The organism is Pseudomonas sp. NBRC 111119 (assembly GCF_001320125.1).
Classification (GTDB): Bacteria; Pseudomonadota; Gammaproteobacteria; order Pseudomonadales; family Pseudomonadaceae; genus Aquipseudomonas; species Aquipseudomonas parafulva.
The window spans coordinates 36,579-60,332 of sequence record NZ_BCAV01000020.1 but is presented as its reverse complement, the minus strand read 5'-3'; the positions used below and the strand labels follow the sequence as shown (position 1 = coordinate 60,332).

General features: G+C 61.1%; 20 protein-coding genes and 2 tRNA genes. 21 read left to right on the top strand and 1 reads right to left on the bottom strand.

Annotation, left to right across the window (positions count from 1 at the left end):
* Positions 1-108 precede the first annotated feature (108 nt).
* The 6 genes from dnaJ to APH25_RS08645 all read left to right on the top strand — a co-directional run bounded on the left by dnaJ (position 109) and on the right by APH25_RS08645 (position 7,671).
* Positions 109-1,233, top strand: a complete 1,125-nt coding sequence (gene dnaJ, locus APH25_RS08670) for a molecular chaperone DnaJ (RefSeq protein ID WP_028632635.1) — start codon at positions 109-111, stop codon at positions 1,231-1,233.
* Between the two features lie 13 nt (positions 1,234-1,246).
* A complete protein-coding gene (gene dapB, locus APH25_RS08665; RefSeq protein ID WP_028632634.1) occupies positions 1,247-2,050 on the top strand; it encodes a 4-hydroxy-tetrahydrodipicolinate reductase in 804 nt (267 codons plus the stop codon).
* A 261-nt stretch (positions 2,051-2,311) separates the two neighbouring features.
* Positions 2,312-3,448, top strand: coding sequence for a glutamine-hydrolyzing carbamoyl-phosphate synthase small subunit (carA, locus tag APH25_RS08660; RefSeq protein WP_028632633.1), 1,137 nt, complete (start codon positions 2,312-2,314; stop codon positions 3,446-3,448).
* Positions 3,449-3,552: 104 nt separating this feature from the next.
* Positions 3,553-6,774, top strand: coding sequence for a carbamoyl-phosphate synthase large subunit (gene carB / locus APH25_RS08655; protein ID WP_028632632.1), 3,222 nt, complete (start codon positions 3,553-3,555; stop codon positions 6,772-6,774).
* Positions 6,771-7,253, top strand: a complete 483-nt coding sequence (gene greA, locus APH25_RS08650) for a transcription elongation factor GreA (RefSeq protein WP_174435883.1) — start codon at positions 6,771-6,773, stop codon at positions 7,251-7,253. Before carB ends, greA begins: the two co-directional genes overlap by 4 nt.
* Positions 7,231-7,671, top strand: a complete 441-nt coding sequence (locus tag APH25_RS08645) for an MFS transporter (protein ID WP_080667825.1) — start codon at positions 7,231-7,233, stop codon at positions 7,669-7,671. Before greA ends, APH25_RS08645 begins: the two co-directional genes overlap by 23 nt.
* A gap of 100 nt (positions 7,672-7,771) precedes the next feature.
* Here APH25_RS08645 and yhbY read toward each other — a convergent pair whose 3' ends face one another.
* Positions 7,772-8,080 (bottom strand): ribosome assembly RNA-binding protein YhbY, encoded by a 309-nt coding sequence (gene yhbY / locus APH25_RS08640; protein WP_028632629.1) that lies wholly within the window; start codon positions 8,078-8,080, stop codon positions 7,772-7,774.
* Positions 8,081-8,182: 102 nt separating this feature from the next.
* On the opposite strand from yhbY, the gene rlmE reads away from it, so the two are divergent.
* The 15 genes from rlmE to pnp all read left to right on the top strand — a co-directional run bounded on the left by rlmE (position 8,183) and on the right by pnp (position 23,537).
* Positions 8,183-8,809, top strand: a complete 627-nt coding sequence (rlmE, locus tag APH25_RS08635; protein ID WP_028632628.1) for a 23S rRNA (uridine(2552)-2'-O)-methyltransferase RlmE — start codon at positions 8,183-8,185, stop codon at positions 8,807-8,809.
* 204 nt (positions 8,810-9,013) lie between these two features.
* Complete coding sequence (gene ftsH / locus APH25_RS08630; RefSeq protein WP_028632627.1) at positions 9,014-10,921, top strand: ATP-dependent zinc metalloprotease FtsH; 1,908 nt, start codon at positions 9,014-9,016, stop codon at positions 10,919-10,921.
* Positions 10,922-10,929: 8 nt separating this feature from the next.
* Positions 10,930-11,781: a dihydropteroate synthase gene (gene folP / locus APH25_RS08625; protein WP_060481627.1), complete on the top strand. Its 852-nt coding sequence runs from the start codon at positions 10,930-10,932 to the stop codon at positions 11,779-11,781.
* 16 nt (positions 11,782-11,797) lie between these two features.
* Positions 11,798-13,138 (top strand): phosphoglucosamine mutase, encoded by a 1,341-nt coding sequence (glmM, locus tag APH25_RS08620; protein ID WP_028632625.1) that lies wholly within the window; start codon positions 11,798-11,800, stop codon positions 13,136-13,138.
* A 65-nt stretch (positions 13,139-13,203) separates the two neighbouring features.
* Positions 13,204-13,959: a triose-phosphate isomerase gene (gene tpiA / locus APH25_RS08615; RefSeq protein ID WP_028632624.1), complete on the top strand. Its 756-nt coding sequence runs from the start codon at positions 13,204-13,206 to the stop codon at positions 13,957-13,959.
* A gap of 4 nt (positions 13,960-13,963) precedes the next feature.
* Positions 13,964-14,362 carry a preprotein translocase subunit SecG gene (gene secG, locus APH25_RS08610; protein WP_028632623.1) on the top strand — a complete coding sequence of 133 codons (399 nt, stop codon included), beginning with the start codon at positions 13,964-13,966 and terminating at the stop codon, positions 14,360-14,362.
* Between the two features lie 18 nt (positions 14,363-14,380).
* A tRNA-Leu gene (locus APH25_RS08605) sits at positions 14,381-14,466 on the top strand.
* 100 nt (positions 14,467-14,566) lie between these two features.
* Positions 14,567-14,643, top strand: a tRNA-Met gene (locus tag APH25_RS08600).
* A gap of 129 nt (positions 14,644-14,772) precedes the next feature.
* Positions 14,773-15,231, top strand: a complete 459-nt coding sequence (gene rimP / locus APH25_RS08595; RefSeq protein WP_033694237.1) for a ribosome maturation factor RimP — start codon at positions 14,773-14,775, stop codon at positions 15,229-15,231.
* Positions 15,232-15,290: 59 nt separating this feature from the next.
* Positions 15,291-16,772: a transcription termination factor NusA gene (gene nusA / locus APH25_RS08590; protein WP_060481626.1), complete on the top strand. Its 1,482-nt coding sequence runs from the start codon at positions 15,291-15,293 to the stop codon at positions 16,770-16,772.
* Positions 16,773-16,799: 27 nt separating this feature from the next.
* Complete coding sequence (gene infB / locus APH25_RS08585; RefSeq protein ID WP_060481625.1) at positions 16,800-19,325, top strand: translation initiation factor IF-2; 2,526 nt, start codon at positions 16,800-16,802, stop codon at positions 19,323-19,325.
* 118 nt (positions 19,326-19,443) lie between these two features.
* On the top strand, positions 19,444-19,842 hold the full coding sequence (rbfA, locus tag APH25_RS08580) for a 30S ribosome-binding factor RbfA (RefSeq protein ID WP_028632620.1): 399 nt from the start codon (positions 19,444-19,446) through the stop codon (positions 19,840-19,842).
* A 3-nt stretch (positions 19,843-19,845) separates the two neighbouring features.
* Positions 19,846-20,763 carry a tRNA pseudouridine(55) synthase TruB gene (gene truB, locus APH25_RS08575; protein WP_028632619.1) on the top strand — a complete coding sequence of 306 codons (918 nt, stop codon included), beginning with the start codon at positions 19,846-19,848 and terminating at the stop codon, positions 20,761-20,763.
* Positions 20,764-20,912: 149 nt separating this feature from the next.
* Positions 20,913-21,182, top strand: a complete 270-nt coding sequence (gene rpsO / locus APH25_RS08570; protein ID WP_023533188.1) for a 30S ribosomal protein S15 — start codon at positions 20,913-20,915, stop codon at positions 21,180-21,182.
* 249 nt (positions 21,183-21,431) lie between these two features.
* Positions 21,432-23,537, top strand: a complete 2,106-nt coding sequence (gene pnp, locus APH25_RS08565; protein WP_028632618.1) for a polyribonucleotide nucleotidyltransferase — start codon at positions 21,432-21,434, stop codon at positions 23,535-23,537.
* The last annotated feature ends 217 nt before the right edge of the window (positions 23,538-23,754 follow it).

Below are 23,754 nucleotides of genomic sequence, written 5' to 3'. Positions count from 1 at the left end.
GCGTATCTGGAATTCGAGAATTTTTACAGCATCTGTCAGCCCTTGGGGCCGTGCAGGTGCTGACGGCGCGGCGCAGATGCCGAACGCCCAACAAGGTGCAAATGACCTATGTCCAAGCGTGATTATTATGAGGTGCTGGGTGTCGAGCGCGGCGCCACCGATGGCGACCTCAAGAAGGCTTACCGCCGTCTGGCGATGAAGTACCACCCGGACCGCAACCCCGGTGACAAGGAATCGGAAGACAAATTCAAGGAAGCCAACGAGGCCTACGAAGTACTGTCCGATGCCAGCAAGCGTGCGGCGTTCGACCAGTATGGCCACGCCGGTGTCGACCCAAGCATGGGTGGCGGCGGTGCAGGGTTCGGCGGCGCCAACTTCTCCGATATCTTCGGTGACGTGTTCAGCGACTTCTTCGGCGGTGGCCGCGGCGGCGGCCGCGGTGGTGCCCAGCGCGGCAGCGACCTGCGCTATACCCTCGAGCTGAACCTGGAAGAAGCGGTGCGTGGCACCACGGTGAGCATCCGCGTACCCACCCTGGTCAACTGCCAGCCGTGCGATGGTACGGGTGCCAAGAAGGGCTCTACGCCGTCCACCTGCCCGACCTGTGGCGGTATTGGCCAGGTGCGCATGCAGCAGGGCTTCTTCTCGGTGCAGCAGACGTGCCCGCGCTGCCATGGCCAGGGCAAGATCATCACCGACCCGTGCAACGCCTGCCATGGCGAAGGCCGGGTTGAAGAATACAAGACGCTGTCGGTCAAGGTGCCGGCGGGTGTCGATACCGGTGACCGCATTCGCCTGTCGGGTGAAGGCGAGGCCGGTAGCCACGGCGGGCCAACCGGTGACCTGTACGTGGTCATCAACGTGCGCGAGCACGAAATCTTCCAGCGCGACGGCAAGCACCTGTACTGCGAAGTGCCTATCAGCTTCACCGATGCCTCCCTGGGTGGTGAGCTGGAAGTGCCAACGCTCGATGGCCGGGTCAAGTTGCGCATTCCCGAGGGCACCCAGACCGGCAAGCAGTTCCGCCTGCGCGGCAAGGGCGTGGCGCCCGTGCGCGGGGGTGGTGCCGGTGACCTGCTGTGCCGTGTGGCGGTGGAAACGCCGGTCAACCTCAGCCGCCGTCAGCGCGAACTGCTCGAAGAATTGCGTGACTCGCTGGAAGGTGACAGCTCCCATTCGCCCAAGGCCAGCGGTTGGTTCGATGGCGTGAAGCGCTTCTTCGGCGATCTCTGACAAGGAAAAGGCTATGCGACGTATTGCAGTGATGGGCGCGGCAGGGCGTATGGGCAAGACCCTGGTCGAAGCGGTGCAGCAAACCGCGGGTGCCGGGCTGACGGCAGCCATCGACCGCCCTGACAGCTCCCTGGTCGGGGCCGATGCAGGCGAGCTGGCGGCCCTGGGCCGCATTGGCGTGCTGCTGTCTGACGACCTGGCCAAGGTTGCCGATGACTTCGATGTGCTGATCGACTTCACTCACCCTTCGGTGACCCTGAAAAACCTCGCGTTCTGCCGCAAGCACGGCAAGGCGATGGTGATTGGCACCACCGGCTTCACCGTGGAAGAAAAACACCTGCTGGCCGAGGCGGGCAAGGACATCCCTATCGTCTTCGCGGCCAACTTCAGTGTCGGCGTAAACCTCAGCCTCAAGCTGTTGGACATCGCCGCGCGCGTGCTGGGTGATGACGTGGACATCGAGATCATCGAGGCGCACCACCGGCACAAGGTGGATGCGCCGTCGGGCACTGCGCTGCGCATGGGCGAAGTGGTTGCCAGTGCGCTGGGCCGTGATCTGCAGGAAGTGGCGGTGTACGGCCGTGAGGGCCAGACGGGCGCCCGCGACCGCAAGACCATCGGTTTTGCCACCGTGCGTGCCGGTGATGTGGTGGGTGACCACACCGTGCTGTTCGCTGCCGAGGGTGAGCGCCTTGAAATCACCCACAAGGCTTCAAGCCGCATGACCTTTGCCAAGGGGGCCGTGCGTGCGGCCCTGTGGCTCGATGGGCGTGAAGCCGGGCTGTATGACATGCAGGATGTGCTTGAGCTGCATTGAGTTGCAGGCGGTGTCGGGTTCACCTTGTGGTGAGCCCGCTCCCACATTGCGGCTACTGGCCTGTCGCATTCTTGTGTTTTAGAGGCACATCTGCGGTAGACCGAAAACGCACTTTTCTGTAAGCTACAGCTTTAGTGTGTCCACTAAAAGCGCGCAGCGAATTGAATTCAGCACATGAAAGCGGGGTGACGTGTCCATACGTCACTCCGCTTTTTTGCAACCTGCGATCGCCCCTTCATGCTTGATTTACGGGAGGTCTTCTTGACAAAGCCAGCCATACTCGCCCTTGCCGACGGCAGTATTTTTCGCGGTGAGGCAATCGGTGCCGACGGTCAGACCGTTGGTGAAGTGGTTTTCAACACCGCTATGACCGGCTACCAGGAAATCCTTACAGACCCTTCCTATGCGCAGCAAATCGTCACCCTGACCTACCCGCACATCGGCAACACCGGTACCACCCCGGAAGACGCCGAGTCGAACCGTGTATGGTCCGCCGGCCTGGTCATCCGTGACCTGCCGCTGCTGGCCAGCAACTGGCGTAACACCCAGTCGCTGCCGGAGTACCTCAAGGCCAACAATGTGGTAGCCATCGCCGGCATCGACACCCGTCGCCTTACCCGTATCCTGCGTGAGAAGGGCGCCCAGAACGGCTGCATCCTGGCCGGTGACGATATCAGCGAAGAAGCCGCCATCGCCGCCGCGCGTGGTTTCCCAGGCCTCAAGGGCATGGACCTGGCGAAGGTCGTTTCTACCAAGGAACGCTACGAGTGGCGGTCCAGCGTGTGGGAACTGAAAACCGACAGCCACCCCACCCTTGACGCTGCCGACCTGCCGTACCACGTGGTGGCCTTCGACTACGGCGTCAAGCTGAACATCCTGCGCATGCTGGTTGCCCGCGGCTGCCGCGTCACCGTGGTGCCGGCCCAGACCCCGGCCAGCGAAGTGCTGGCGCTCAACCCCGATGGCGTGTTCCTGTCCAACGGCCCTGGCGACCCCGAGCCTTGCGACTACGCCATCCAGGCCATCAAGGAAATCCTTGAAACCGACATCCCGGTCTTCGGCATCTGCCTGGGCCACCAGCTGCTGGCCTTGGCCTCCGGCGCCAAGACCGTGAAGATGGGCCATGGCCACCACGGTGCCAACCACCCGGTCCAGGACCTGGACACCGGCGTGGTCATGATCACCAGCCAGAACCATGGCTTTGCCGTTGACGAAGCGACCTTGCCCGGCAATGTGCGCGCCATCCACAAGTCGCTGTTCGACGGTACCCTGCAGGGCATCGAGCGCACCGACAAGAGCGCGTTCAGCTTCCAGGGCCACCCTGAGGCAAGCCCGGGCCCGACCGATGTCGCGCCACTGTTCGATCGTTTCACCGATGCCATGGCCAAGCGCCGCTGAGCATCCTGCTTCAAGGCCCCGGGCCCGCTCTGCTGCGCCCGGCAGCGCCTGACCCAGATTGTTCAAAGCGGCTTGCCGACTGACCCCGGATTTGAGTGACCACCATGCCAAAACGTACAGACATCAAAAGCATCCTGATTCTCGGCGCTGGCCCGATCGTGATCGGCCAGGCCTGCGAATTCGACTACTCCGGCGCCCAGGCGTGTAAAGCCCTGCGCGAAGAGGGTTTCCGCGTCATCCTGGTGAACTCCAACCCCGCCACCATCATGACCGACCCGGCCATGGCCGACGCCACCTACATCGAGCCGATCAAGTGGCAGTCGGTGGCCAAGATCATCGAGAAGGAACGCCCGGACGCGGTATTGCCGACCATGGGTGGCCAGACCGCACTGAACTGCGCGCTGGACCTGGAGCGCCACGGCGTGCTGGAAAAGTTCGGCGTGGAGATGATCGGTGCCAACGCTGACACCATCGACAAGGCCGAAGACCGCTCGCGCTTCGACAAGGCCATGAAAGACATCGGCCTGGAGTGCCCGCGCTCGGGCATCGCCCACAGCATGGAAGAGGCCAATGCGGTGCTGGAGAAGCTGGGCTTCCCTTGCATCATTCGCCCCTCGTTCACCATGGGCGGCACCGGTGGCGGCATTGCCTACAACCGTGAAGAGTTCGAAGAAATCTGCACCCGTGGTCTGGACCTGTCGCCAACCAAGGAACTGCTGATCGACGAATCGCTGATCGGCTGGAAGGAATACGAGATGGAGGTGGTCCGCGACAAGAAGGACAACTGCATCATCGTCTGCTCGATCGAGAACTTCGACCCGATGGGCGTGCACACCGGTGACTCGATTACCGTAGCCCCGGCGCAGACCCTCACCGACAAGGAATACCAGATCATGCGCAACGCCTCGTTGGCGGTGCTGCGTGAAATCGGTGTGGAAACCGGCGGTTCCAACGTACAGTTCGGTATCTGCCCGAACACCGGCCGCATGGTCGTCATCGAGATGAACCCGCGGGTTTCCCGTTCGTCGGCCCTGGCCTCCAAGGCTACCGGCTTCCCGATCGCCAAGATCGCTGCCAAGCTGGCCATCGGCTACACCCTTGATGAGCTGCAGAACGACATCACCGGCGGCCGCACCCCGGCGTCCTTCGAGCCGTCGATCGACTACGTGGTCACCAAGCTGCCACGCTTCGCCTTCGAGAAATTCCCGAAAGCCGACGCCCGCCTGACCACCCAGATGAAGTCCGTGGGTGAAGTCATGGCCATCGGCCGTACCTTCCAGGAGTCCCTGCAGAAAGCCCTGCGCGGCCTGGAAGTCGGCGCCTGCGGCCTGGACCCGAAAGTGGACCTGGCCAGCCCTGAAGCTGCCGGCATTCTCAAGCGCGAGCTGACCGTGCCGGGCGCCGAGCGTATCTGGTACGTCGCTGACGCCATGCGTTCGGGCATGACCATCGAGCAGATCTTCGAACTGACCGGCATCGACCTGTGGTTCCTGGTACAGATGGAAGACCTGATCAAGGAAGAAGAGAAGGTCAAGACCCTGGCCCTGTCGGCAATTGACAAGGACTACATGCTGCGCCTCAAGCGCAAGGGCTTCTCGGACCAGCGCCTGGCCAAGCTGCTGGGCATCACCGACAAGAACCTGCGCCGTCACCGCCACAAGCTGGAAGTGTTCCCGGTGTACAAGCGCGTCGACACCTGCGCCGCCGAGTTCGCCACCGACACCGCCTACCTGTACTCCACCTATGAGGAAGAGTGCGAGGCCAACCCGTCGACCCGCGACAAGATCATGATTCTGGGTGGCGGCCCTAACCGTATCGGCCAGGGTATCGAGTTCGACTACTGCTGTGTGCACGCGGCACTGGCGCTGCGCGAAGACGGGTACGAGACCATCATGGTCAACTGCAACCCGGAAACCGTCTCCACCGACTACGACACCTCGGACCGCCTGTACTTCGAGCCGCTCACCCTGGAAGACGTGCTGGAAGTGTGCCGCGTGGAGAAACCGAAAGGCGTGATCGTCCACTACGGTGGCCAGACCCCGCTGAAGCTGGCCCGCGCCCTGGAAGAGGCCGGCGTACCGATCATCGGTACCAGCCCTGACGCCATCGACCGCGCCGAAGACCGTGAGCGCTTCCAGCAGATGGTTCAGCGCCTGAACCTGCTGCAGCCGCCAAACGCGACCGTGCGCAGCGAAGAAGAGGCCATCAGCGCAGCTGGCAGCATCGGTTACCCACTGGTGGTGCGCCCGTCCTACGTACTGGGTGGTCGCGCGATGGAGATCGTCTACGAACTGGACGAGCTCAAGCGCTACCTGCGTGAAGCGGTGCAGGTGTCGAACGACAGCCCGGTACTGCTGGACCACTTCCTCAACTGCGCCATCGAGATGGACGTGGACGCCGTGTGCGACGGCACCGACGTGGTCATCGGCGCCATCATGCAGCACATCGAACAGGCCGGCGTTCACTCCGGTGACTCGGCGTGCTCGCTGCCACCTTACTCGCTGAGCAAGGAAGTGCAGGACGAAGTTCGCGTACAGGTTGCCAAGATGGCCCTTGAGCTGGGTGTCGTCGGCCTGATGAACGTGCAGCTGGCCCTGCAGGGCGACAAGATCTACGTGATCGAAGTCAACCCGCGCGCCTCGCGTACCGTGCCGTTCGTGTCCAAGTGCATCGGCACTTCCCTGGCCATGATCGCGGCCCGCGTCATGGCCGGCAAAACCTTGAAGGAGCTGGGCTTCACTCAGGAAATCATCCCGAACTTCTACAGCGTCAAGGAAGCCGTCTTCCCGTTCGCCAAGTTCCCGGGGGTTGACCCGATCCTCGGCCCTGAGATGAAATCGACCGGTGAGGTCATGGGTGTTGGTGATACCTTCGGTGAAGCGTTCGCCAAAGCCCAGATGGGTGCCAGCGAAGTGCTGCCGACCGGTGGTACCGCGTTCATCAGCGTGCGTGACGACGACAAGCCACAGGTGGCTGGCGTTGCCCGCGACCTGATCGCCCTGGGCTTCGAAGTGGTTGCAACGGCGGGTACCGCCAAGGTTATCGAAGCGGCGGGCCTTAAAGTGCGCCGCGTGAACAAGGTAACCGAAGGCCGCCCGCACGTGGTCGACATGATCAAGAACGACGAGGTGTCGCTGATCATCAACACCACCGAAGGCCGCCAGTCGATCGCCGATTCCTACTCGATTCGTCGCAATGCGCTGCAGCACAAAATTTACTGCACCACGACCATTGCGGCCGGTGAAGCCATCTGTGAAGCGCTGAAATTCGGTCCGGAAAAGACCGTTCGCCGCTTGCAGGATCTCCATGCAGGAATGAAAGCATGAGCATTATCAAGTACCCGATGACCGTCCAGGGCGCACGCGCCCTGGAAGAGGAACATCTGTTTCTGAGCAAGACCGAGCGCCCGCGCCTGAGCCAGGCAATTGGTGAAGCGCGCGAGCTGGGCGACCTGAAGGAAAACGCCGAATACCATGCCGCGCGGGAAGAGCAGGGCATGGTTGAAGCGCGTATCCGCGATATCGAAGGCCGCCTGCAGAACGCGGTCATCATCGATGTGAAGACCATCCCGCACACCGGCAAGGTCATCTTCGGCACTACCGTCGAGCTGGCCAACACCGAAACCGACGAGCGAGTGAAGTACCAGATCGTCGGTGAAGATGAAGCTGACGTGAAACAGGGCAAGCTCTCGAGCGGCGCCCCGATCGCCAAGGCCATCATCGGCAAGGAAGAAGGCGACGTAGTCGTCATCAAGACGCCAAGCGGCACGGTCGAGTACGAGATTGTCGAAGTCCAGCACATCTGACCGGCGCCTGCGGGCGCCATCCCTGGAGGGGATTCTCTGGCAGCTGGCCCAGGTGTTCTGGGTTGGCGGCCTGTGGGTGTTCCATGTAGGGCTGGTGCCTGCGCTGAAAGTCAGTGGCCTGGCGCCGCTGCTGGTGCAGGATATCGCCGGCCAGATCGACCGTTGGTTGATCGGGGTGGCGTTGCTAGGCTTGTTGACCCAGCTGGCGGTGCTGGCAAGGGTGGACGGCCTGGCGGCCTGGTGGCGGCAGTTCCGGGGCCAGATGCTGTTGCTCGGCCTGGGGGCGTGCGTGGGGTACTACACCCTGCGCTATGGCATCTCGGTGGGCGAGCGCTGGCAGATGTTCTGTTTTCTGGTATTGGGTTTTTCCGGCATCGTGCTGGTAGCCCAGCCCGTTCCGGTCAGGCCGCGCCGCTAGGCGCAGCCCGCTGCCAGGCTTTTGTGGGAGCCGGCTTCCCTGCGATGCGCGAAGCGCCAACGGGTAGGTAAGACGCTTGCTCCCACAAGCGACCGTGCCGTTACTTGTAACGGTGGATGTTGGACAGCTGCTTGTTCGGCTGTGGGTTCTTGCGGTAGATCAGGGCTTTCTTGCCGATGGTCTGCACCAGTTCGGCACGGCCGGCCTTGCACAGCGCGGCGATGGTTTCGGCGCGTTCCTCGCGGTCTTCCGAACGAATCTCGACCTTGATCAGCTCATGGTCGACCAGCGCGCGCTCAAGTTCGGCTACCACGCCTTCATTCAAACCGTTGCCAGCAACGATCAGGACCGGCTTCAGGTCATGACCAATGGACTTGTATTGCTTCTTCTGCTCGTTATTGAGCGGCATAATCTGACCCTTTCCGTCTGATTCTGTAAAATTGACAGGCATTTTACCCGAGGGCCCCCGGCTCCGCCCAGTCAATCACGACGCATATCATCGAGGTGCCCCGTGGTACAACGTTCCAAAAGCAGCGCCAACTGGCTGCGCGAACATTTCAACGACCCTTTCGTCAAGCAGGCGCAAAAGGATGGCTACCGTTCGCGGGCCAGTTACAAACTGCTCGAGATCCAGGAAAAGGACCGGCTGATCCGCCCTGGCATGAGCGTAATCGACCTGGGGGCCGCCCCGGGTGGCTGGTCGCAGGTGACCAGTCGTCTGATTGGTGGCCAGGGCCGGTTGATCGCCTCTGACATCCTGGAAATGGACTCCATCCCCGATGTCACCTTCATTCACGGCGATTTCACCGACGATGAAGTCCTGCAGCGCATTCTCGAGGCCGTCGGCGATTCGCACGTGGACCTTGTGATTTCCGATATGGCCCCCAATATGAGTGGTACGCCCGAAGTGGACATGCCACGTGCCATGTTCCTCTGCGAGCTGGCCCTGGACCTGGCGACCCGCGTGCTCAAGCCCGGTGGGGACTTCCTGATCAAGATCTTCCAGGGTGAGGGCTTCGACGTTTACCTCAAGGACGTGCGCAGCAAGTTCGACAAGGTACAGATGCGCAAGCCGTCGTCGTCGCGGGACCGCTCGCGCGAACAGTACTTGCTAGGCAAGGGTTTCAAAGGAGCATGACAAGGTTTGAAGCGGGGTGGCCGATAGTTAATTCCAATCGGCCACTGCGTCAGGATCGTCCGAACTTCGTGTAGTCTGGATTTCACAAAGGGTTACAGACGGTGCCTGCGGTTGCGTAGGTAATGTAGTAAGTTAGGGCGATGAATATCATGCGAGGCACGGCTGCGTCGTGCGCCGGCCTCAGAGGGTAGCGAATTGAACGACATGGCAAAGAATCTGATCCTCTGGTTGATCATCGCAGCTGTCCTTGTGACGGTGATGAACAACTTCTCAAGCCCTAACGAGCCGCAGACCCTCAACTATTCCGACTTCATCCAGCAGGTCAAGGATGGCAAGGTCGAGCGAGTTACCGTCGACGGCTATATCATCACCGGCAAGCGCTCCGACGGCGACAGCTTCAAGACCGTGCGCCCGGCCATTACCGACAATGGCCTGATCGGCGACCTGGTAGACAACCACGTCACTGTCGAAGGCAAACAGCCTGAGCAGCAGAGCATCTGGACGCAATTGCTGGTTGCCAGCTTCCCGATCCTGGTCATCATTGCCGTGTTCATGTTCTTCATGCGCCAGATGCAAGGCGGTGCGGGCGGCAAGGGCGGCCCCATGAGCTTCGGCAAGAGCAAGGCACGCCTGCTGTCCGAAGACCAGGTCAAGACCACCCTGGCTGACGTCGCGGGTTGCGACGAGGCCAAGGAAGAGGTCGGCGAGCTGGTCGAGTTCCTGCGTGACCCTGGCAAGTTCCAGCGCCTTGGCGGCCGCATTCCTCGCGGCGTGCTGATGGTCGGCCCACCCGGTACCGGTAAAACCCTGTTGGCCAAGGCCATCGCCGGTGAAGCCAAAGTACCGTTCTTCACCATTTCCGGTTCGGACTTCGTGGAGATGTTCGTGGGCGTGGGCGCCAGCCGTGTGCGCGACATGTTCGAGCAGGCCAAAAAGCACGCCCCGTGCATCATCTTCATCGACGAGATCGACGCTGTCGGCCGCCACCGTGGCGCCGGTATGGGCGGCGGTCACGACGAGCGTGAGCAAACCCTTAACCAGTTGCTGGTCGAGATGGACGGCTTTGAAATGAACGATGGCATCATCGTCATTGCCGCCACCAACCGCCCCGATGTGCTGGACCCGGCACTGCTGCGCCCTGGCCGCTTCGACCGCCAGGTGGTGGTTGGCCTGCCGGATATCCGTGGCCGTGAACAGATTCTCAAAGTGCACATGCGCAAGGCGCCGATTGGCGACAACGTCAACCCGGCCGTGATTGCCCGCGGTACACCTGGGTTCTCTGGTGCAGACCTTGCCAACCTGGTCAACGAAGCTGCGCTGTTCGCCGCGCGCGCCAACAAGCGCCTGGTGGACATGAAAGAGTTCGAACTGGCCAAAGACAAGATCATGATGGGCGCCGAGCGCAAGACCATGGTCATGTCCGAGAAAGAAAAGCAGAACACGGCCTACCACGAAGCGGGTCATGCCATCGTCGGTCGCCTGGTGCCTGAGCACGACCCGGTTTACAAGGTGTCCATCATCCCCCGTGGCCGCGCCTTGGGTGTGACCATGTTCCTGCCGGAAGAGGACCGCTACAGCCTCTCCAAGCGCGCGCTCATCAGCCAGATCTGCTCCCTGTACGGTGGCCGTATCGCTGAAGAGATGACCCTGGGCTTCGACGGTGTCACCACCGGTGCGTCCAACGACATCATGCGCGCCAGCCAGATCGCCCGGAACATGGTTACCAAGTGGGGCCTGTCCGAGAAGCTGGGCCCGCTGATGTATGCAGAGGAAGAGGGCGAGGTGTTCCTGGGCCGCAGTGCAGGTAGCCAGCAGGCCAGCGTCTCCGGCGAAACGGCCAAGTTGATCGACTCCGAAGTGCGCAGCATCATCGATCATTGCTACGCCACCGCCAAGCAGATCCTGACCGAAAACCGCGACAAGCTCGATGCGATGACCGAAGCGCTGATGAAGTACGAGACCATCGACGCCGAGCAGATCGATGACATCATGGCCGGCCGTACCCCCCGCGAGCCGCGTGACTGGGATGACGACTCCACTTCAGGCACCCCGGCAGCGCCTCAGGGTGACCGCCCCGAGTCGCCAATCGGTGGTCCGGCGGCGCAAAACTAAGGGCAGCTATGAGCTCAGTGCAGTACCCGACCCGGTTGCCTTGCAGCAACCGGGTTCTTGATTTGTCGCGTACCCATGTCATGGGTATTCTCAATATCACCCCTGATTCCTTTTCCGACGGCGGCCGGTTCAGCCAGCGTGACGAAGCCCTGCGCCATGCTGAAGCCATGGTCGCGGCCGGCGCCACGCTGATCGACATCGGCGGTGAGTCGACCCGGCCCGGTGCACGCCCGGTATCGGTTACCGAGGAGCTTGAGCGGGTGGCACCCATGGTCGAGGCCATCAACAGCCGGCTGGACGTGGTGGTGTCAGTGGATACTTCCACCCCGGCAGTGATGCGCGAAGCCGCGCGCCTTGGTGCCGGGCTGATCAATGACGTGCGTGCCCTGGAGCGCGATGGCGCACTGGATGCTGCTGCCGATACCGGCTTGCCTGTTTGCCTGATGCACATGCGCGGCGAGCCCGGTAACATGCAGGACGACCCCCATTACGACAATGTGACCGAGGACGTCGCGCGCTACCTTGAACAGCGCATGGCAGCCTGCGCGGCCGCTGGCATCGATGCCAGCAGAATCATCCTTGACCCGGGCTTTGGCTTCGCCAAGACGCTGGCGCACAACCTCAGCCTGTTCAAACATATGGAAGCGCTCTATCGCCTGGGCCGCCCACTGCTGGTGGGTGTGTCGAGAAAGAGCATGATCGGCCTGACGCTGGAGCGTCCGGTCGGCGAGCGCTTGTACGGCAGCCTGGCGCTGGCGGCGTTGGCCATGACCAAGGGGGCAAGCATCCTCCGGGTCCATGATGTGGCCGAAACCGTCGATGTGGTGCGCATGATTGCTGCGGTGCAAGGCGCCGAATAAGAACTCTGGAGTTTCTATGAGCAGAAAATACTTTGGTACCGACGGCATTCGTGGCCGCGTCGGGGAATACCCGATCACCCCTGACTTCATGTTGAAGCTTGGCTGGGCTGCTGGCATGGCCTTCCGCAAGCAGGGCAATTGCCGTGTGCTGGTCGGCAAGGACACGCGCATTTCCGGTTACATGTTCGAGTCCGCGCTCGAGGCGGGGCTGTCTGCCGCCGGCGCCGATGTGATGCTGCTGGGCCCCATGCCAACGCCTGCCATCGCCTACCTCACGCGCACGTTCCACGCCGAGGCCGGTATCGTCATCAGTGCTTCGCACAACCCGCATGACGACAACGGCATCAAGTTCTTCTCCGGCCAGGGCACCAAGCTGCCCGATGAGGTCGAGCTGATGATCGAGGAACTGCTCGACCAGCCCATGACCGTGGTCGAGTCGAGCAAGCTGGGCAAGGTATCGCGCATCAACGATGCCGCCGGGCGCTACATCGAGTTCTGCAAGAGCAGCGTGCCCAGCAGCACCAGCTTTGCCGGCCTCAAGCTGGTGGTGGATTGCGCCCACGGGGCCACCTACAAGGTGGCGCCCAGCGTGTTCCGCGAACTGGGTGCCGATGTGACCGTGCTGCATGCCCAGCCCGATGGCCTGAACATCAACGAAGGCTGTGGTTCGACCCACATCGAGTCGCTGCAGGCTGCGGTGCTGGTGGGGCATGCCGACCTGGGTATCGCGTTCGACGGCGACGGCGATCGCGTGCTGATGGTTGACCACACCGGTGCCATCGTCGATGGCGACGAGCTGCTGTTCATCATTGCCCGTGACCTGCAGGACCGCGGCAAGCTGCAGGGCGGGGTGGTAGGCACGCTGATGAGCAACCTGGGCCTGGAGCTGGCGCTCAAAGACCTGGACATTCCGTTCGTGCGGGCCAAGGTCGGCGACCGCTATGTCATGGCCGAACTGCTTGAGCGCGAGTGGCTGGTGGGGGGCGAGAACTCCGGCCACGTGGTGTGCTGCAACTACACCACCACGGGCGACGCGATCATTGCTGCGCTGCAGGTGCTGATGGCGCTCAAGCGCCGCGGCGAAACCCTGGCCCAGGCGCGTCAGGCGCTGCGCAAATGCCCTCAGGTATTGATCAACGTGCGCTTCGGTGCAGGCAAGGTCGACCCGCTGGAGCACCCGGCGGTGAAAGAGGCCGCTGCGCAGGTCACCGAGGCCCTGGCGGGGCGCGGGCGGGTGCTGTTGCGCAAGTCCGGTACCGAGCCGCTGGTGCGGGTGATGGTCGAGGGCGAGGACGAGGCGCAGGTGCGTCAGCATGCCGAGGCGCTGGCGAAATTGGTCAGCGAAGTTTGTGCCTGAAGGCGCTTGCCAGCGCGGATCTGGTTGGGTAAGATCTGCGCCCACTTTGACCGACGAGGTAAAGCATGCGTCGCCCTATGGTAGCTGGTAACTGGAAGATGCACGGTACCCGCGCCAGCGTCGCTGAGCTGACCGAGGGCTTGAGCAATCTCGCCCTGCCGAGCGAAGTGGAAGTCGCGGTATTTCCGCCAGCCTTGTTCATCCACCAAGTGGTTGATGGCCTGGCGGGTACACATATTATCGTCGGCGCACAGAATTCTGCAGTACTGCCCGAACAGGGCGCGCTGACCGGGGAAGTTGCTCCGGAACAGCTGGTTGAAGCAGGTTGCAAGTTGGTGTTGGTGGGTCATTCAGAGCGTCGCCAAGTAATGGGCGAAGGTGATGAAGTACTCAACCGCAAGTTTGCAGCGGCCCAGGCCAAAGGTTTGAAGCCCGTGCTGTGCATAGGGGAAACCCTGGAAGAGCGCGAAGCTGGCAAAACGCTCGAAGTTGTCGGGCGTCAACTAAGCAGTATCATCGAAGCTTTCGGTGTTGCCGCTTTTGCCAATGCAGTAATTGCCTATGAGCCTGTATGGGCCATTGGTACTGGCCTTACGGCCACGCCTCAGCAGGCTCAGGATGTGCACGCCGCCATCCGCGGTCAGCTGGCGGCGGAAGATGCTGAAGTAGCTGCGAAGGTGCAGTTGCTCTACGGCGGCAGCGTGAAGGCGGCCAATGCGGCCGAACTGTTCGGCATGCCGGATATCGATGGGGGCCTCATTGGTGGCGCTTCCCTGAACGCAGACGAATTCGGTGCAATTTGTCGCGCCGCAGGAAACTGAAAAAATGCTGGAAACAGTCATCGTCGTTTTTCATCTGTTGGCAGCGCTGTCGCTCGTAGTGCTGGTACTGTTGCAACAGGGCAAGGGGGCGGAAGCAGGTGCATCGTTTGGTGCCGGCGCTTCCAATACCGTCTTCGGAAGTCAGGGCTCTGCCACCTTCCTAAGTAAATTAACTGCTATACTCGCTGCCACTTTCTTTTTGACAGCACTTGGGTTAGGATACTTCGCGAAGCAACAAGCTCACCAGCTTAGCCAAGCAGGTCTTCCAGATCCGGCAGTGCTAGAAGTGAAAGAGCAGCCAAAACCGGCAGTCAATGATGATGTACCGGTGCTCCAACAACAGAAGAGCGAAGCCACTCCGAATTCGGGTGATGTACCTCCTCCGGCAGAAGAGCAGAAGTAACGGGTTTCAAGTAGTATTGCCGAGGTGGTGGAATTGGTAGACACGCAACCTTGAGGTGGTTGTGCCCATAGGGTGTAGGGGTTCGAGTCCCCTTCTCGGTACCAATTAAAGCTTGAGAGCCCGCTTTAGCGGGCTTTCTTGTAGGCGAAGGTTTGGAATTGACCCTCAAGCGGGTTAGGTCTTATACTTTCGCCCCAGCTTTGTCGCGGGGTGGAGCAGCTTGGTAGCTCGTCGGGCTCATAACCCGAAGGTCGTTGGTTCAAATCCAGCCCCCGCAACCAGCTTCAGCGGAGCCCCTTTTCAGGGGCTTTTTGCTAACCGAACAGTTCAGGCGTCGTTGTCCAACGGCGCTTTCAGGGATGGGCGCTTCGCCCATTTTTTATTTGCACAGCATGCACGAGGGGGTTCAGGTGTCGAGCAAGCTAGAACAGTTGCAGGCCTTGTTGGCCCCGGTTGTCGAGGGTCTGGGCTATCAGTGCTGGGGGATCGAGTACGTTTCCCAAGGCAAGCATTCGGTACTGCGCATCTACATCGACAAGGAAGACGGCATTTTGGTGGATGACTGCGAAGCGGTCAGCCGTCAGGCCAGTGCCATCCTCGATGTGGAAGATCCAATCAGCAGTGAGTACACCCTCGAGGTGTCTTCTCCCGGCATGGATCGCCCACTGTTCACTCTGGAACAGTTTGCCTCGCATGCCGGCGAACAAGTGAAGATCAAGCTGCGCTCACCCTTCGAGGGTCGTCGTAACTTCCAGGGCCTTCTCCGTGGTGTGGAGGAGCAGGATGTGGTGGTCCAGGTGGACAACCAGGAGTTCCTTTTGCCGATCGATTCGATCGACAAGGCCAATATTATTCCCAGTTTTGACTGAGACGTGCCGGGCCCGACGGATTATCCGGGCCTAATGGCTTGCGCAAGGCGAGGCGTACGATGAGCAAAGAAGTACTGCTGGTTGTTGAATCGGTATCCAACGAAAAAGGTGTACCCCCCGGCGTCATTTTCGAAGCGCTGGAGGTGGCCCTGGCTACCGCAACCAAAAAACGTTTTGAAGACGAAGTGGATCTGCGTGTGGAAATCAACCGCCACACCGGTAGCTACGAGACGTTCCGCCGCTGGACCGTGGTCGACGAAGCCGACCTGGACGACCCGGCCATCGAAACCTGGCTCGACAAGATCAAGGACACTCACCCGGCTGCCAAGGTCGGTGACGTGATCGAGGAAAAGATCGAGTCCATCGAATTCGGCCGTATCGCCGCCCAGACCGCCAAGCAGGTCATCGTGCAGAAGGTCCGTGAGGCCGAGCGCGCCCAGGTGGTGGATGCCTATCGCGAGCGCGTTGGCGAAATCATCTCCGGCACCGTGAAGAAGGTGACGCGCGATAACGTCATCGTCGACCTTGGCAACAACGCCGAGGCGCTGCTGGCCCGCGAAGACATCATTGCCCGCGAAACCTTCCGTGTCGGTGTGCGCCTGCGTGCACTGCTGAAGGAAATTCGCACCGAAAACCGTGGCCCTCAGCTGATCCTGTCGCGTACTGCGCCACAGATGCTGATCGAGCTTTTCCGCATTGAAGTGCCGGAAATCGCTGAAGGCCTCATTGAAGTCATGGCTGCTTCCCGTGATCCGGGTTCGCGAGCCAAGATCGCCGTCCGCTCCAAGGACAAGCGTATCGACCCGCAAGGCGCCTGTATCGGCATGCGTGGGTCGCGCGTCCAGGCTGTATCCGGGGAGCTGGGTGGTGAGCGTGTGGATATCGTCCTGTGGGATGATAACCCGGCGCAGTTCGTCATCAACGCCATGTCGCCGGCTGAAGTCGCGGCGATCATCGTTGATGAAGATGCCCATGCCATGGACATCGCCGTTGCCGAAGACAACCTGGCCCAAGCCATTGGTCGTGGTGGTCAAAACGTTCGCCTGGCCAGTCAGTTGACCGGCTGGACCCTGAACGTGATGACCGAGAAGGACATCCAGGCCAAGCAGCAGGCCGAAACCGGTGACATCCTGCGCAATTTCATTGACGAGCTGGAAGTCGACGAGGAGCTGGCCCAAGTGCTGGTCGACGAAGGCTTCACCAGCCTCGAAGAAATTGCCTACGTACCGTTGGAAGAAATGCTCAACATCGATGGCTTTGACGAAGATATCGTCAATGAGCTCCGCGCTCGGGCCAAGGACCGTTTGTTGACCAAGGCCATCGCTACCGAAGAAAAACTGGCAGACGCACATCCAGCTGAAGACCTGCTCTCCCTTGAGGGCATGGACAAGGACCTGGCAGCGGAACTGGCGGTGCGCGGCGTGGTTAACCGCGAAGACCTGGCCGAGCAGTCGATCGACGATCTGCTCGACATCGACGGCATCGACGAAGAGCGTGCCGGCAAGTTGATCATGGCCGCCCGAGCCCACTGGTTCGAGTAATTAGGCGCGGCCTGAGGAGAGAAGTGCATGACGCAAGTCACGGTGAAAGAACTGGCCCAAGAGGTCGAGGCACCGGTAGAGCGCCTGCTGCAGCAGATGCGTGAGGCAGGTCTGCCGCACACCGACGCCGGTCAGGTAGTGACCGACAATGAGAAGCAGACCCTGCTGACTCATTTGAAGAGCAGCCACAAGAGCAAGGCGGAAGAGCCGCGCAAGATTACCTTGCAGCGCAAAACCACCAGCACGCTGCGTGTCGCCGGTAGCAAGAGCATCAGCGTAGAAGTACGCAAGAAGAAAGTATTCGTGCAGCGCAGCCCGGAAGAAATCCAGGCTGAGCAGAAGCGTGAGCTGGAAGAGCGCCGTGCGGCTGAAAACGCTGCACGTGACAAGGTCGAGGCCGAAGTCCGTCAGCGCAACGAGGAGCAGGCACGCCGTCAGGCCGCTGAGGCGCCTGCCGCTACTTCTGCACCGGCCGCCAAACCGGCACCGGCACCGGCCGCTGCTGCACCGGCAGTTGCCGACGCCCCTGCGTCCGAAGACGCCGCAGCCCGTGCTGCCGAGCGCAAGAAGGACGAGACCCGTCGCAACGAAAGCCGTACCCGTGATGACGACCGTCGTCGTGGCGAGGCGCCGCGTGTGTCGATCAAGGTCAAGGTAAAAGAGAAGGAAAAGGCGCCTACGCCGCGTGCAGCGCCGCGCACCACCGACGAAGAGAGCGATGGCGCTCGTCGTGGCCGTGGTGGCAAAGGCAAGCTGAAGAAGCGTAACCAGCACGGCTTCCAGAACCCGACTGGCCCCGTCATCCGTGACGTGACCATCGGCGAGACCATCACCGTCTCCGAGCTGGCCAACCAGATGTCCGTCAAGGGCGCTGAAGTGGTCAAGTTCATGTTCAAGATGGGTACCCCGGTTACCATCAACCAGGTGCTCGACCAGGAAACCGCACAGCTGATCGCTGAAGAGCTGGGCCACAAGGTCACCCTGGTCAGCGATACCGCCCTGGAAGACTCCCTGGCCGAATCGCTGAAGTTCGAAGGCCAGTCCGAGTCGCGTGCGCCGGTGGTTACCGTCATGGGTCACGTCGACCATGGCAAGACCTCGCTGCTCGACTACATCCGTCGTGCCAAGGTTGCCGCTGGCGAAGCCGGTGGTATCACCCAGCACATCGGTGCCTACCATGTGGAAACCGACCGCGGCATGGTCACCTTCCTCGATACCCCGGGCCACGCAGCGTTCACCCAGATGCGCGCACGTGGTGCCAAGGCCACCGACATCGTCATCCTGGTGGTGGCGGCGGACGACGGCGTGATGCCTCAGACCCGCGAAGCCGTTCAGCACGCCAAGGCTGCTGGCGTACCGCTGGTGGTTGCGGTGAACAAGATCGACAAGCCAGGTGCTGACCTCGATCGCATCCGTAACGAACTGGCCGTCGAAGGCGTGACCTCCGAGGACTGGGGTGGTGACACTCCGTTCGTCAAGGTTTCGGCGAAGATGGGTACCGGTGTTGATGAACTGCTCGAAGCCGTCCTGCTGCAGGCCGAGATCCTCGAACTGACCGCAACCCCGACCGCGCCAGGTCGTGGTGTAGTCGTCGAATCGCGCCTGGACAAAGGCCGCGGCCCAGTGGCCACCATCCTGGTTCAGGACGGTACCCTGCGTCAGGGCGACATGGTGCTGTGCGGCTCCAACTATGGCCGCGTGCGTGCCATGCTCGACGAGAACGGCAAGCCTGTTAAGGAAGCCGGCCCGTCGATCCCGGTCGAAATCCTCGGCCTGGACGGTACCCCGGAAGCCGGTGACGAGCTGTCGGTGGTGGCTGACGAGAAGAAAGCCCGCGAAGTTGCCATGTTCCGTCAAGGCAAGTACCGCGAGGTCAAGCTGGCCCGCGCTCACGCTGGCAAGCTGGAAAACATCTTCGAGACCATGGGTCAAGAAGAGAAGAAAACCCTCAACATCGTGCTCAAGACCGATGTGCGTGGTTCGCTCGAAGCGTTGAACGGCTCGCTTGGCGGCCTGGGCAACGACGAAGTGCAGGTTCGCGTGATCGGTGGTGGTGTCGGTGGTATCACCGAAAGCGACGCCAACCTGGCGCTGGCTTCGAATGCAGTACTGTTCGGCTTCAACGTGCGTGCCGATGCCGGTGCGCGCAAGATCGTCGAGCAGGAAGGTCTGGATATGCGTTACTACAACGTGATCTACGACATCATCGAAGACGTCAAGAAAGCCCTGACCGGCATGCTCGGCAGCGATGTTCGCGAGAATATCCTGGGCGTTGCCGAAGTGCGTGACGTGTTCCGCTCGCCGAAGTTCGGCGCCATCGCTGGCTGTATGGTCATCGAGGGTACCGTGTACCGCAACCGCCCTATCCGCGTACTGCGCGAGGACGTTGTGATCTTCGAAGGCGAGCTGGAATCGCTGCGTCGCTTCAAGGACGATGCTGCCGAAGTGCGTAACGGCATGGAGTGCGGTATTGGCGTGAAGAGCTACAACGACGTTAAGGTCGGCGACAAGATCGAAGTCTTCGAGAAAGTCCAGGTGGCTCGTACCCTTTAAGGGCGGGCACGTTGCGGGCAGCCCCTCTACGGGGCGGCTTGCAGCACCTCTTCAGGTAGCGCCCGGTCAGGCATTGGTCTGACCGGGCGTTTGCCGCTTTAAGTTACAGGTAACAAGAATGGCCAAAGAATATAGCCGTACCCAACGCATTGGCGATCAGATGCAGCGCGAGCTGGCCGAGCTGATCCGCCGTGAAGTCAAGGACCCGCGCGTCGGTCTGGTCACCATCACCGCTGTTGACGTCAGCCGCGACCTGGGCCATGCCAAGGTGTTCATCACCGTGATGGGCGAGGAAACCCCCGACGCCGTGCAGCAGTCGCTGAAGGCGCTGAACAGCGCAGCCAGCTTCCTGCGCCTGCACCTGGGCCGCTCCATGCAACTGCGCAGCGTGCCGCAGCTGCATTTCCATTTCGATGAAAGCGTCAGCCGTGGTGTTCACCTGTCGGCGCTGATCGAACGTGCAGTGGCCGAAGACCGCCTGCACAAGGATGCCGACGAGCCGGACACCAAGGAGTAAGCGGTGGCCCAGGTCAAACGTATCCGCCGCAATGTCAGCGGCATCATTCTGCTGGACAAGCCTTTGGGCTTTACGTCCAACGCCGCCTTGCAGAAGGTGCGCTGGTTGCTCAATGCCGAGAAGGCCGGCCACACCGGCAGCCTCGATCCCCTGGCAACCGGTGTGCTGCCGCTGTGCTTTGGCGAAGCCACCAAGTTTTCGCAGTACTTGCTCGATTCCGACAAGGGCTACGAAACCGTCATGCAGATGGGCCAGACTACCAACACCGGCGACGCCGAAGGTGAGGTACTGCAGACCCGCGAGGTAACCGTTGGTCGTGCCGATATCGAAGGCGTGCTGCCGCGTTTTCGCGGGCCGATCAGCCAGATACCGCCGATGTACTCGGCGCTCAAGCGTGATGGGCAACCCCTTTACAAGCTGGCACGTGCAGGAGAGGTAGTGGAGCGCGAGGCGCGTTCTGTTACTATTGGCCGGCTTGAGTTGCTCGAGTGCGAAGGCACCCGTGCACGGCTGAGCGTAGGTTGCAGCAAGGGCACTTATATCCGCACCCTGGTGGAGGATATCGGTGAGGCCCTGGGTTGCGGTGCCTATGTCGCCGAACTGCGCAGGACCCAGGCCGGGCCGTTTGCCCTGGCCCAGACGGTAACCCTCGAGCAGCTCGAACAGGCCCACGCCGAAGGCGGTAACGAAGCGCTCGACCGCTTCCTGATGCCATCGGACAGCGGCCTGCTGGACTGGCCATTGGTGTGCTTGTCCGAGCACAGCGCGTTCTACTGGCTGCACGGCCAGGCAGTACGCGCGCCGGACGCGCCACAATTCGGCATGGTCCGGGTACAGGATCACAATGCCCGCTTCATCGGTATCGGTGAGGTGAGCGAAGACGGGCGCATTGCGCCGCGTCGGCTGATTCGGTCGGAATGACCGAAACCACAGGCCAGGGCATGTGCCCGAACCTGCGGAACCGAGGTTGGCTGTCAGTAGGCACGGTCACACCTCTTTTATTGATACAGGGAGCAGTCCCTGGCCTATTGGAACCCGTTCGCGGGGTCCGTTTAATCAGGAGAAGCCTCATGGCCCTCAGCGTTGAAGAAAAAGCTAAGATCGTTGCCGAACACCAGCAAGCCGCCGGCGATACCGGTAGCCCGGAAGTGCAGGTTGCTCTGCTGACCGCCAACATCAACAAGCTGCAAGGCCACTTCAAGGCCAACGACAAAGACCACCACTCCCGTCGTGGTCTGATTCGTATGGTTAACCAGCGTCGTAAGCTGCTGGACTACCTGAAGGGCAAAGACACCACCCGTTACAGCGCGCTGATCGCTCGCCTGGGCCTGCGTCGTTAATAACGGCCTGGTTGGTGGTGTGCATGGCGTGCCGCAGGCCTCGGCAAGGCTGTTGTCCAGCCTTGCCGAGGGGCACGCCGTGCGTATATTCGAGGTTGGCAGCCTGGCAATGCTGAGCGGTTATCCGCTTGGCGCCAGGCTCCCAGCCTCGTGTTGTATCTGGACGGTCGATGGGGCCGATTCCCCCTGCTGCCCAAGCATTCGCAAGAAACCAGTTCCCCCAAGAGCCACTGAAGAAGGTAGGAAACCGTGAACCCGGTAATCAAGACATTCCAGTTCGGTCAATCGACCGTTACTCTCGAAACGGGCCGCATTGCCCGTCAGGCAACCGGCGCCGTGCTGGTTACCGTCGACAACGACGTCACCGTGCTGGTGACCGTGGTCGGTGCCAAGCAAGCCGACCCAGGCAAGGGCTTCTTTCCGCTCTCGGTTCACTACCAGGAAAAGACCTACGCCGCTGGCAAGATCCCAGGCGGTTTCTTCAAGCGTGAAGGCCGTCCTTCCGAGAAAGAAACCCTGACTTCGCGCCTGATCGACCGTCCGATCCGTCCGCTGTTCCCGGAAGGCTTCATGAACGAAGTGCAGGTTGTCTGCACCGTAGTTTCCACCAGCAAGAAGACCGACCCGGACATCGCTGCGATGATCGGTACCTCGGCTGCCCTGGCCATTTCCGGCATTCCGTTCGAAGGCCCGATCGGCGCTGCCCGCGTTGCTTTCCATGAGAGCACCGGCTACCTGCTGAACCCGACCTACGAGCAACTGGCCGCCTCGAGCCTGGACATGGTCGTTGCTGGTACCTCCGATGCCGTACTGATGGTTGAGTCGGAAGCCCAAGAGCTGACCGAAGACCAGATGCTGGGCGCCGTACTGTTCGCCCACGACGAATTCCAGGCTGTGATCCAGGCAGTCAAGGAGCTGGCTGCAGAAGCCGGCAAGCCGACCTGGGACTGGAAACCTGCGGTTGCCAACACTGCACTGCTCAATGCCATCCGCGCCGAATTCGGCGAAGCGGTTTCGCAGGGTTACACCATCACCGTCAAGGCCGACCGCTATGCGCGCCTGGGTGAGCTGCGTGACCAGGCTGTGGCCAAGTTCTCCGGTGAAGAAGGCCAGCCTTCGGCGTCTGAAGTAAAAGACATCTTCGGCGAAATCGAATACCGCACCGTTCGCGAGAACATCGTAAACGGCAAGCCACGCATCGACGGCCGCGACACCAAGACCGTGCGCCCGCTGAACATCGAAGTTGGCGTGCTGCCAAAAACTCACGGTTCGGCGCTGTTCACCCGTGGCGAAACCCAGGCCCTGGTCGTTGCCACGTTGGGTACTGCCCGTGACGCCCAACTGCTGGACACCCTCGAAGGCGAGAAAAAAGACCCCTTCATGCTGCACTACAACTTCCCACCGTTCTCGGTAGGTGAGTGTGGCCGCATGGGGGGTGCTGGCCGTCGTGAAATCGGCCACGGCCGCCTGGCCCGTCGTTCGGTTCAGGCCATGCTGCCTGCTGCTGACGTGTTCCCGTACACCATCCGTGTGGTGTCGGAAATCACCGAGTCCAACGGTTCCAGCTCCATGGCGTCGGTCTGCGGTGCCTCCCTGGCCCTGATGGACGCCGGTGTGCCGATGAAGGCGCCGGTTGCCGGTATCGCCATGGGCCTGGTCAAGGAAGGCGAAAAATTCGCCATTCTGACCGACATCCTGGGCGACGAAGACCACCTGGGTGACATGGACTTCAAGGTAGCCGGTACCGCCAAAGGCGTTACTGCGCTGCAGATGGACATCAAGATCAACGGCATCACCGAAGAGATCATGGAAATCGCCCTGGGCCAGGCCCTGGAAGCGCGCCTGAATATCCTCGGCCAGATGAACCAGATCATTGGCCAGTCGCGCACCGAACTGTCGGCCAACGCCCCGACCATGATCGCGATGAAGATCGACACCGACAAGATCCGTGACGTCATCGGTAAAGGCGGCGCCACCATCCGCGCCATCTGCGAAGAGACCAAGGCTTCGATCGATATCGAAGACGATGGCTCGATCAAGATCTTCGGCGAAACCAAGGAAGCGGCAGAAGCTGCCAAGCAGCGCGTCCTGGGTATCACTGCCGAGGCCGAGATCGGCAAGATCTACGTGGGCAAGGTTGAGCGCATCGTTGACTTCGGCGCGTTCGTGAACATCCTGCCTGGTAAGGACGGTCTGGTTCACATCTCGATGCTGAGCGATGCCCGCGTCGAGAAAGTGACCGACATCCTCAAGGAAGGCCAGGAAGTTGAAGTACTGGTACTGGACGTGGACAACCGCGGCCGTATCAAGCTGTCGATCAAAGACGTAGCTGCGGCGAAAGCTTCCGGCGTCTGAATAGCGACAACGCGGTAGAAAAGGGCCCCGATCGGGGCCCTTTTTTTATGACCGCTGCGGAACCTTTAGCGGACTTGCATCTTGCATGCAGTTTTATCGTGCAGATTGCAGAATGCACGATCCAGGCGATCTGTTACTTTATGTAAGTAATTGATATATAAGCAGAAATAACAATTCTGAAAGCTGGCACAGCCCCTGCAAATAGTCTTGTATCTGC

Excerpts from the sequence above, each read along its gene's own strand:
- dnaJ (WP_028632635.1), top strand. The coding sequence starts at position 109 with ATGTCCAAGCGTGATTATTATGAGGTGCTGGGTGTCGAGCGCGGCGCC.
- dapB (WP_028632634.1), top strand. The coding sequence starts at position 1,247 with ATGCGACGTATTGCAGTGATGGGCGCGGCAGGGCGTATGGGCAAGACC.
- carB (WP_028632632.1), top strand. The coding sequence starts at position 3,553 with ATGCCAAAACGTACAGACATCAAAAGCATCCTGATTCTCGGCGCTGGC.
- greA (WP_174435883.1), top strand. The coding sequence starts at position 6,771 with ATGAGCATTATCAAGTACCCGATGACCGTCCAGGGCGCACGCGCCCTG.
- yhbY (WP_028632629.1), bottom strand. The coding sequence starts at position 8,080 with ATGCCGCTCAATAACGAGCAGAAGAAGCAATACAAGTCCATTGGTCAT.
- ftsH (WP_028632627.1), top strand. The coding sequence starts at position 9,014 with ATGGCAAAGAATCTGATCCTCTGGTTGATCATCGCAGCTGTCCTTGTG.
- folP (WP_060481627.1), top strand. The coding sequence starts at position 10,930 with ATGAGCTCAGTGCAGTACCCGACCCGGTTGCCTTGCAGCAACCGGGTT.
- glmM (WP_028632625.1), top strand. The coding sequence starts at position 11,798 with ATGAGCAGAAAATACTTTGGTACCGACGGCATTCGTGGCCGCGTCGGG.
- tpiA (WP_028632624.1), top strand. The coding sequence starts at position 13,204 with ATGCGTCGCCCTATGGTAGCTGGTAACTGGAAGATGCACGGTACCCGC.
- secG (WP_028632623.1), top strand. The coding sequence starts at position 13,964 with ATGCTGGAAACAGTCATCGTCGTTTTTCATCTGTTGGCAGCGCTGTCG.
- nusA (WP_060481626.1), top strand. The coding sequence starts at position 15,291 with ATGAGCAAAGAAGTACTGCTGGTTGTTGAATCGGTATCCAACGAAAAA.
- infB (WP_060481625.1), top strand. The coding sequence starts at position 16,800 with ATGACGCAAGTCACGGTGAAAGAACTGGCCCAAGAGGTCGAGGCACCG.
- rbfA (WP_028632620.1), top strand. The coding sequence starts at position 19,444 with ATGGCCAAAGAATATAGCCGTACCCAACGCATTGGCGATCAGATGCAG.
- rpsO (WP_023533188.1), top strand. The coding sequence starts at position 20,913 with ATGGCCCTCAGCGTTGAAGAAAAAGCTAAGATCGTTGCCGAACACCAG.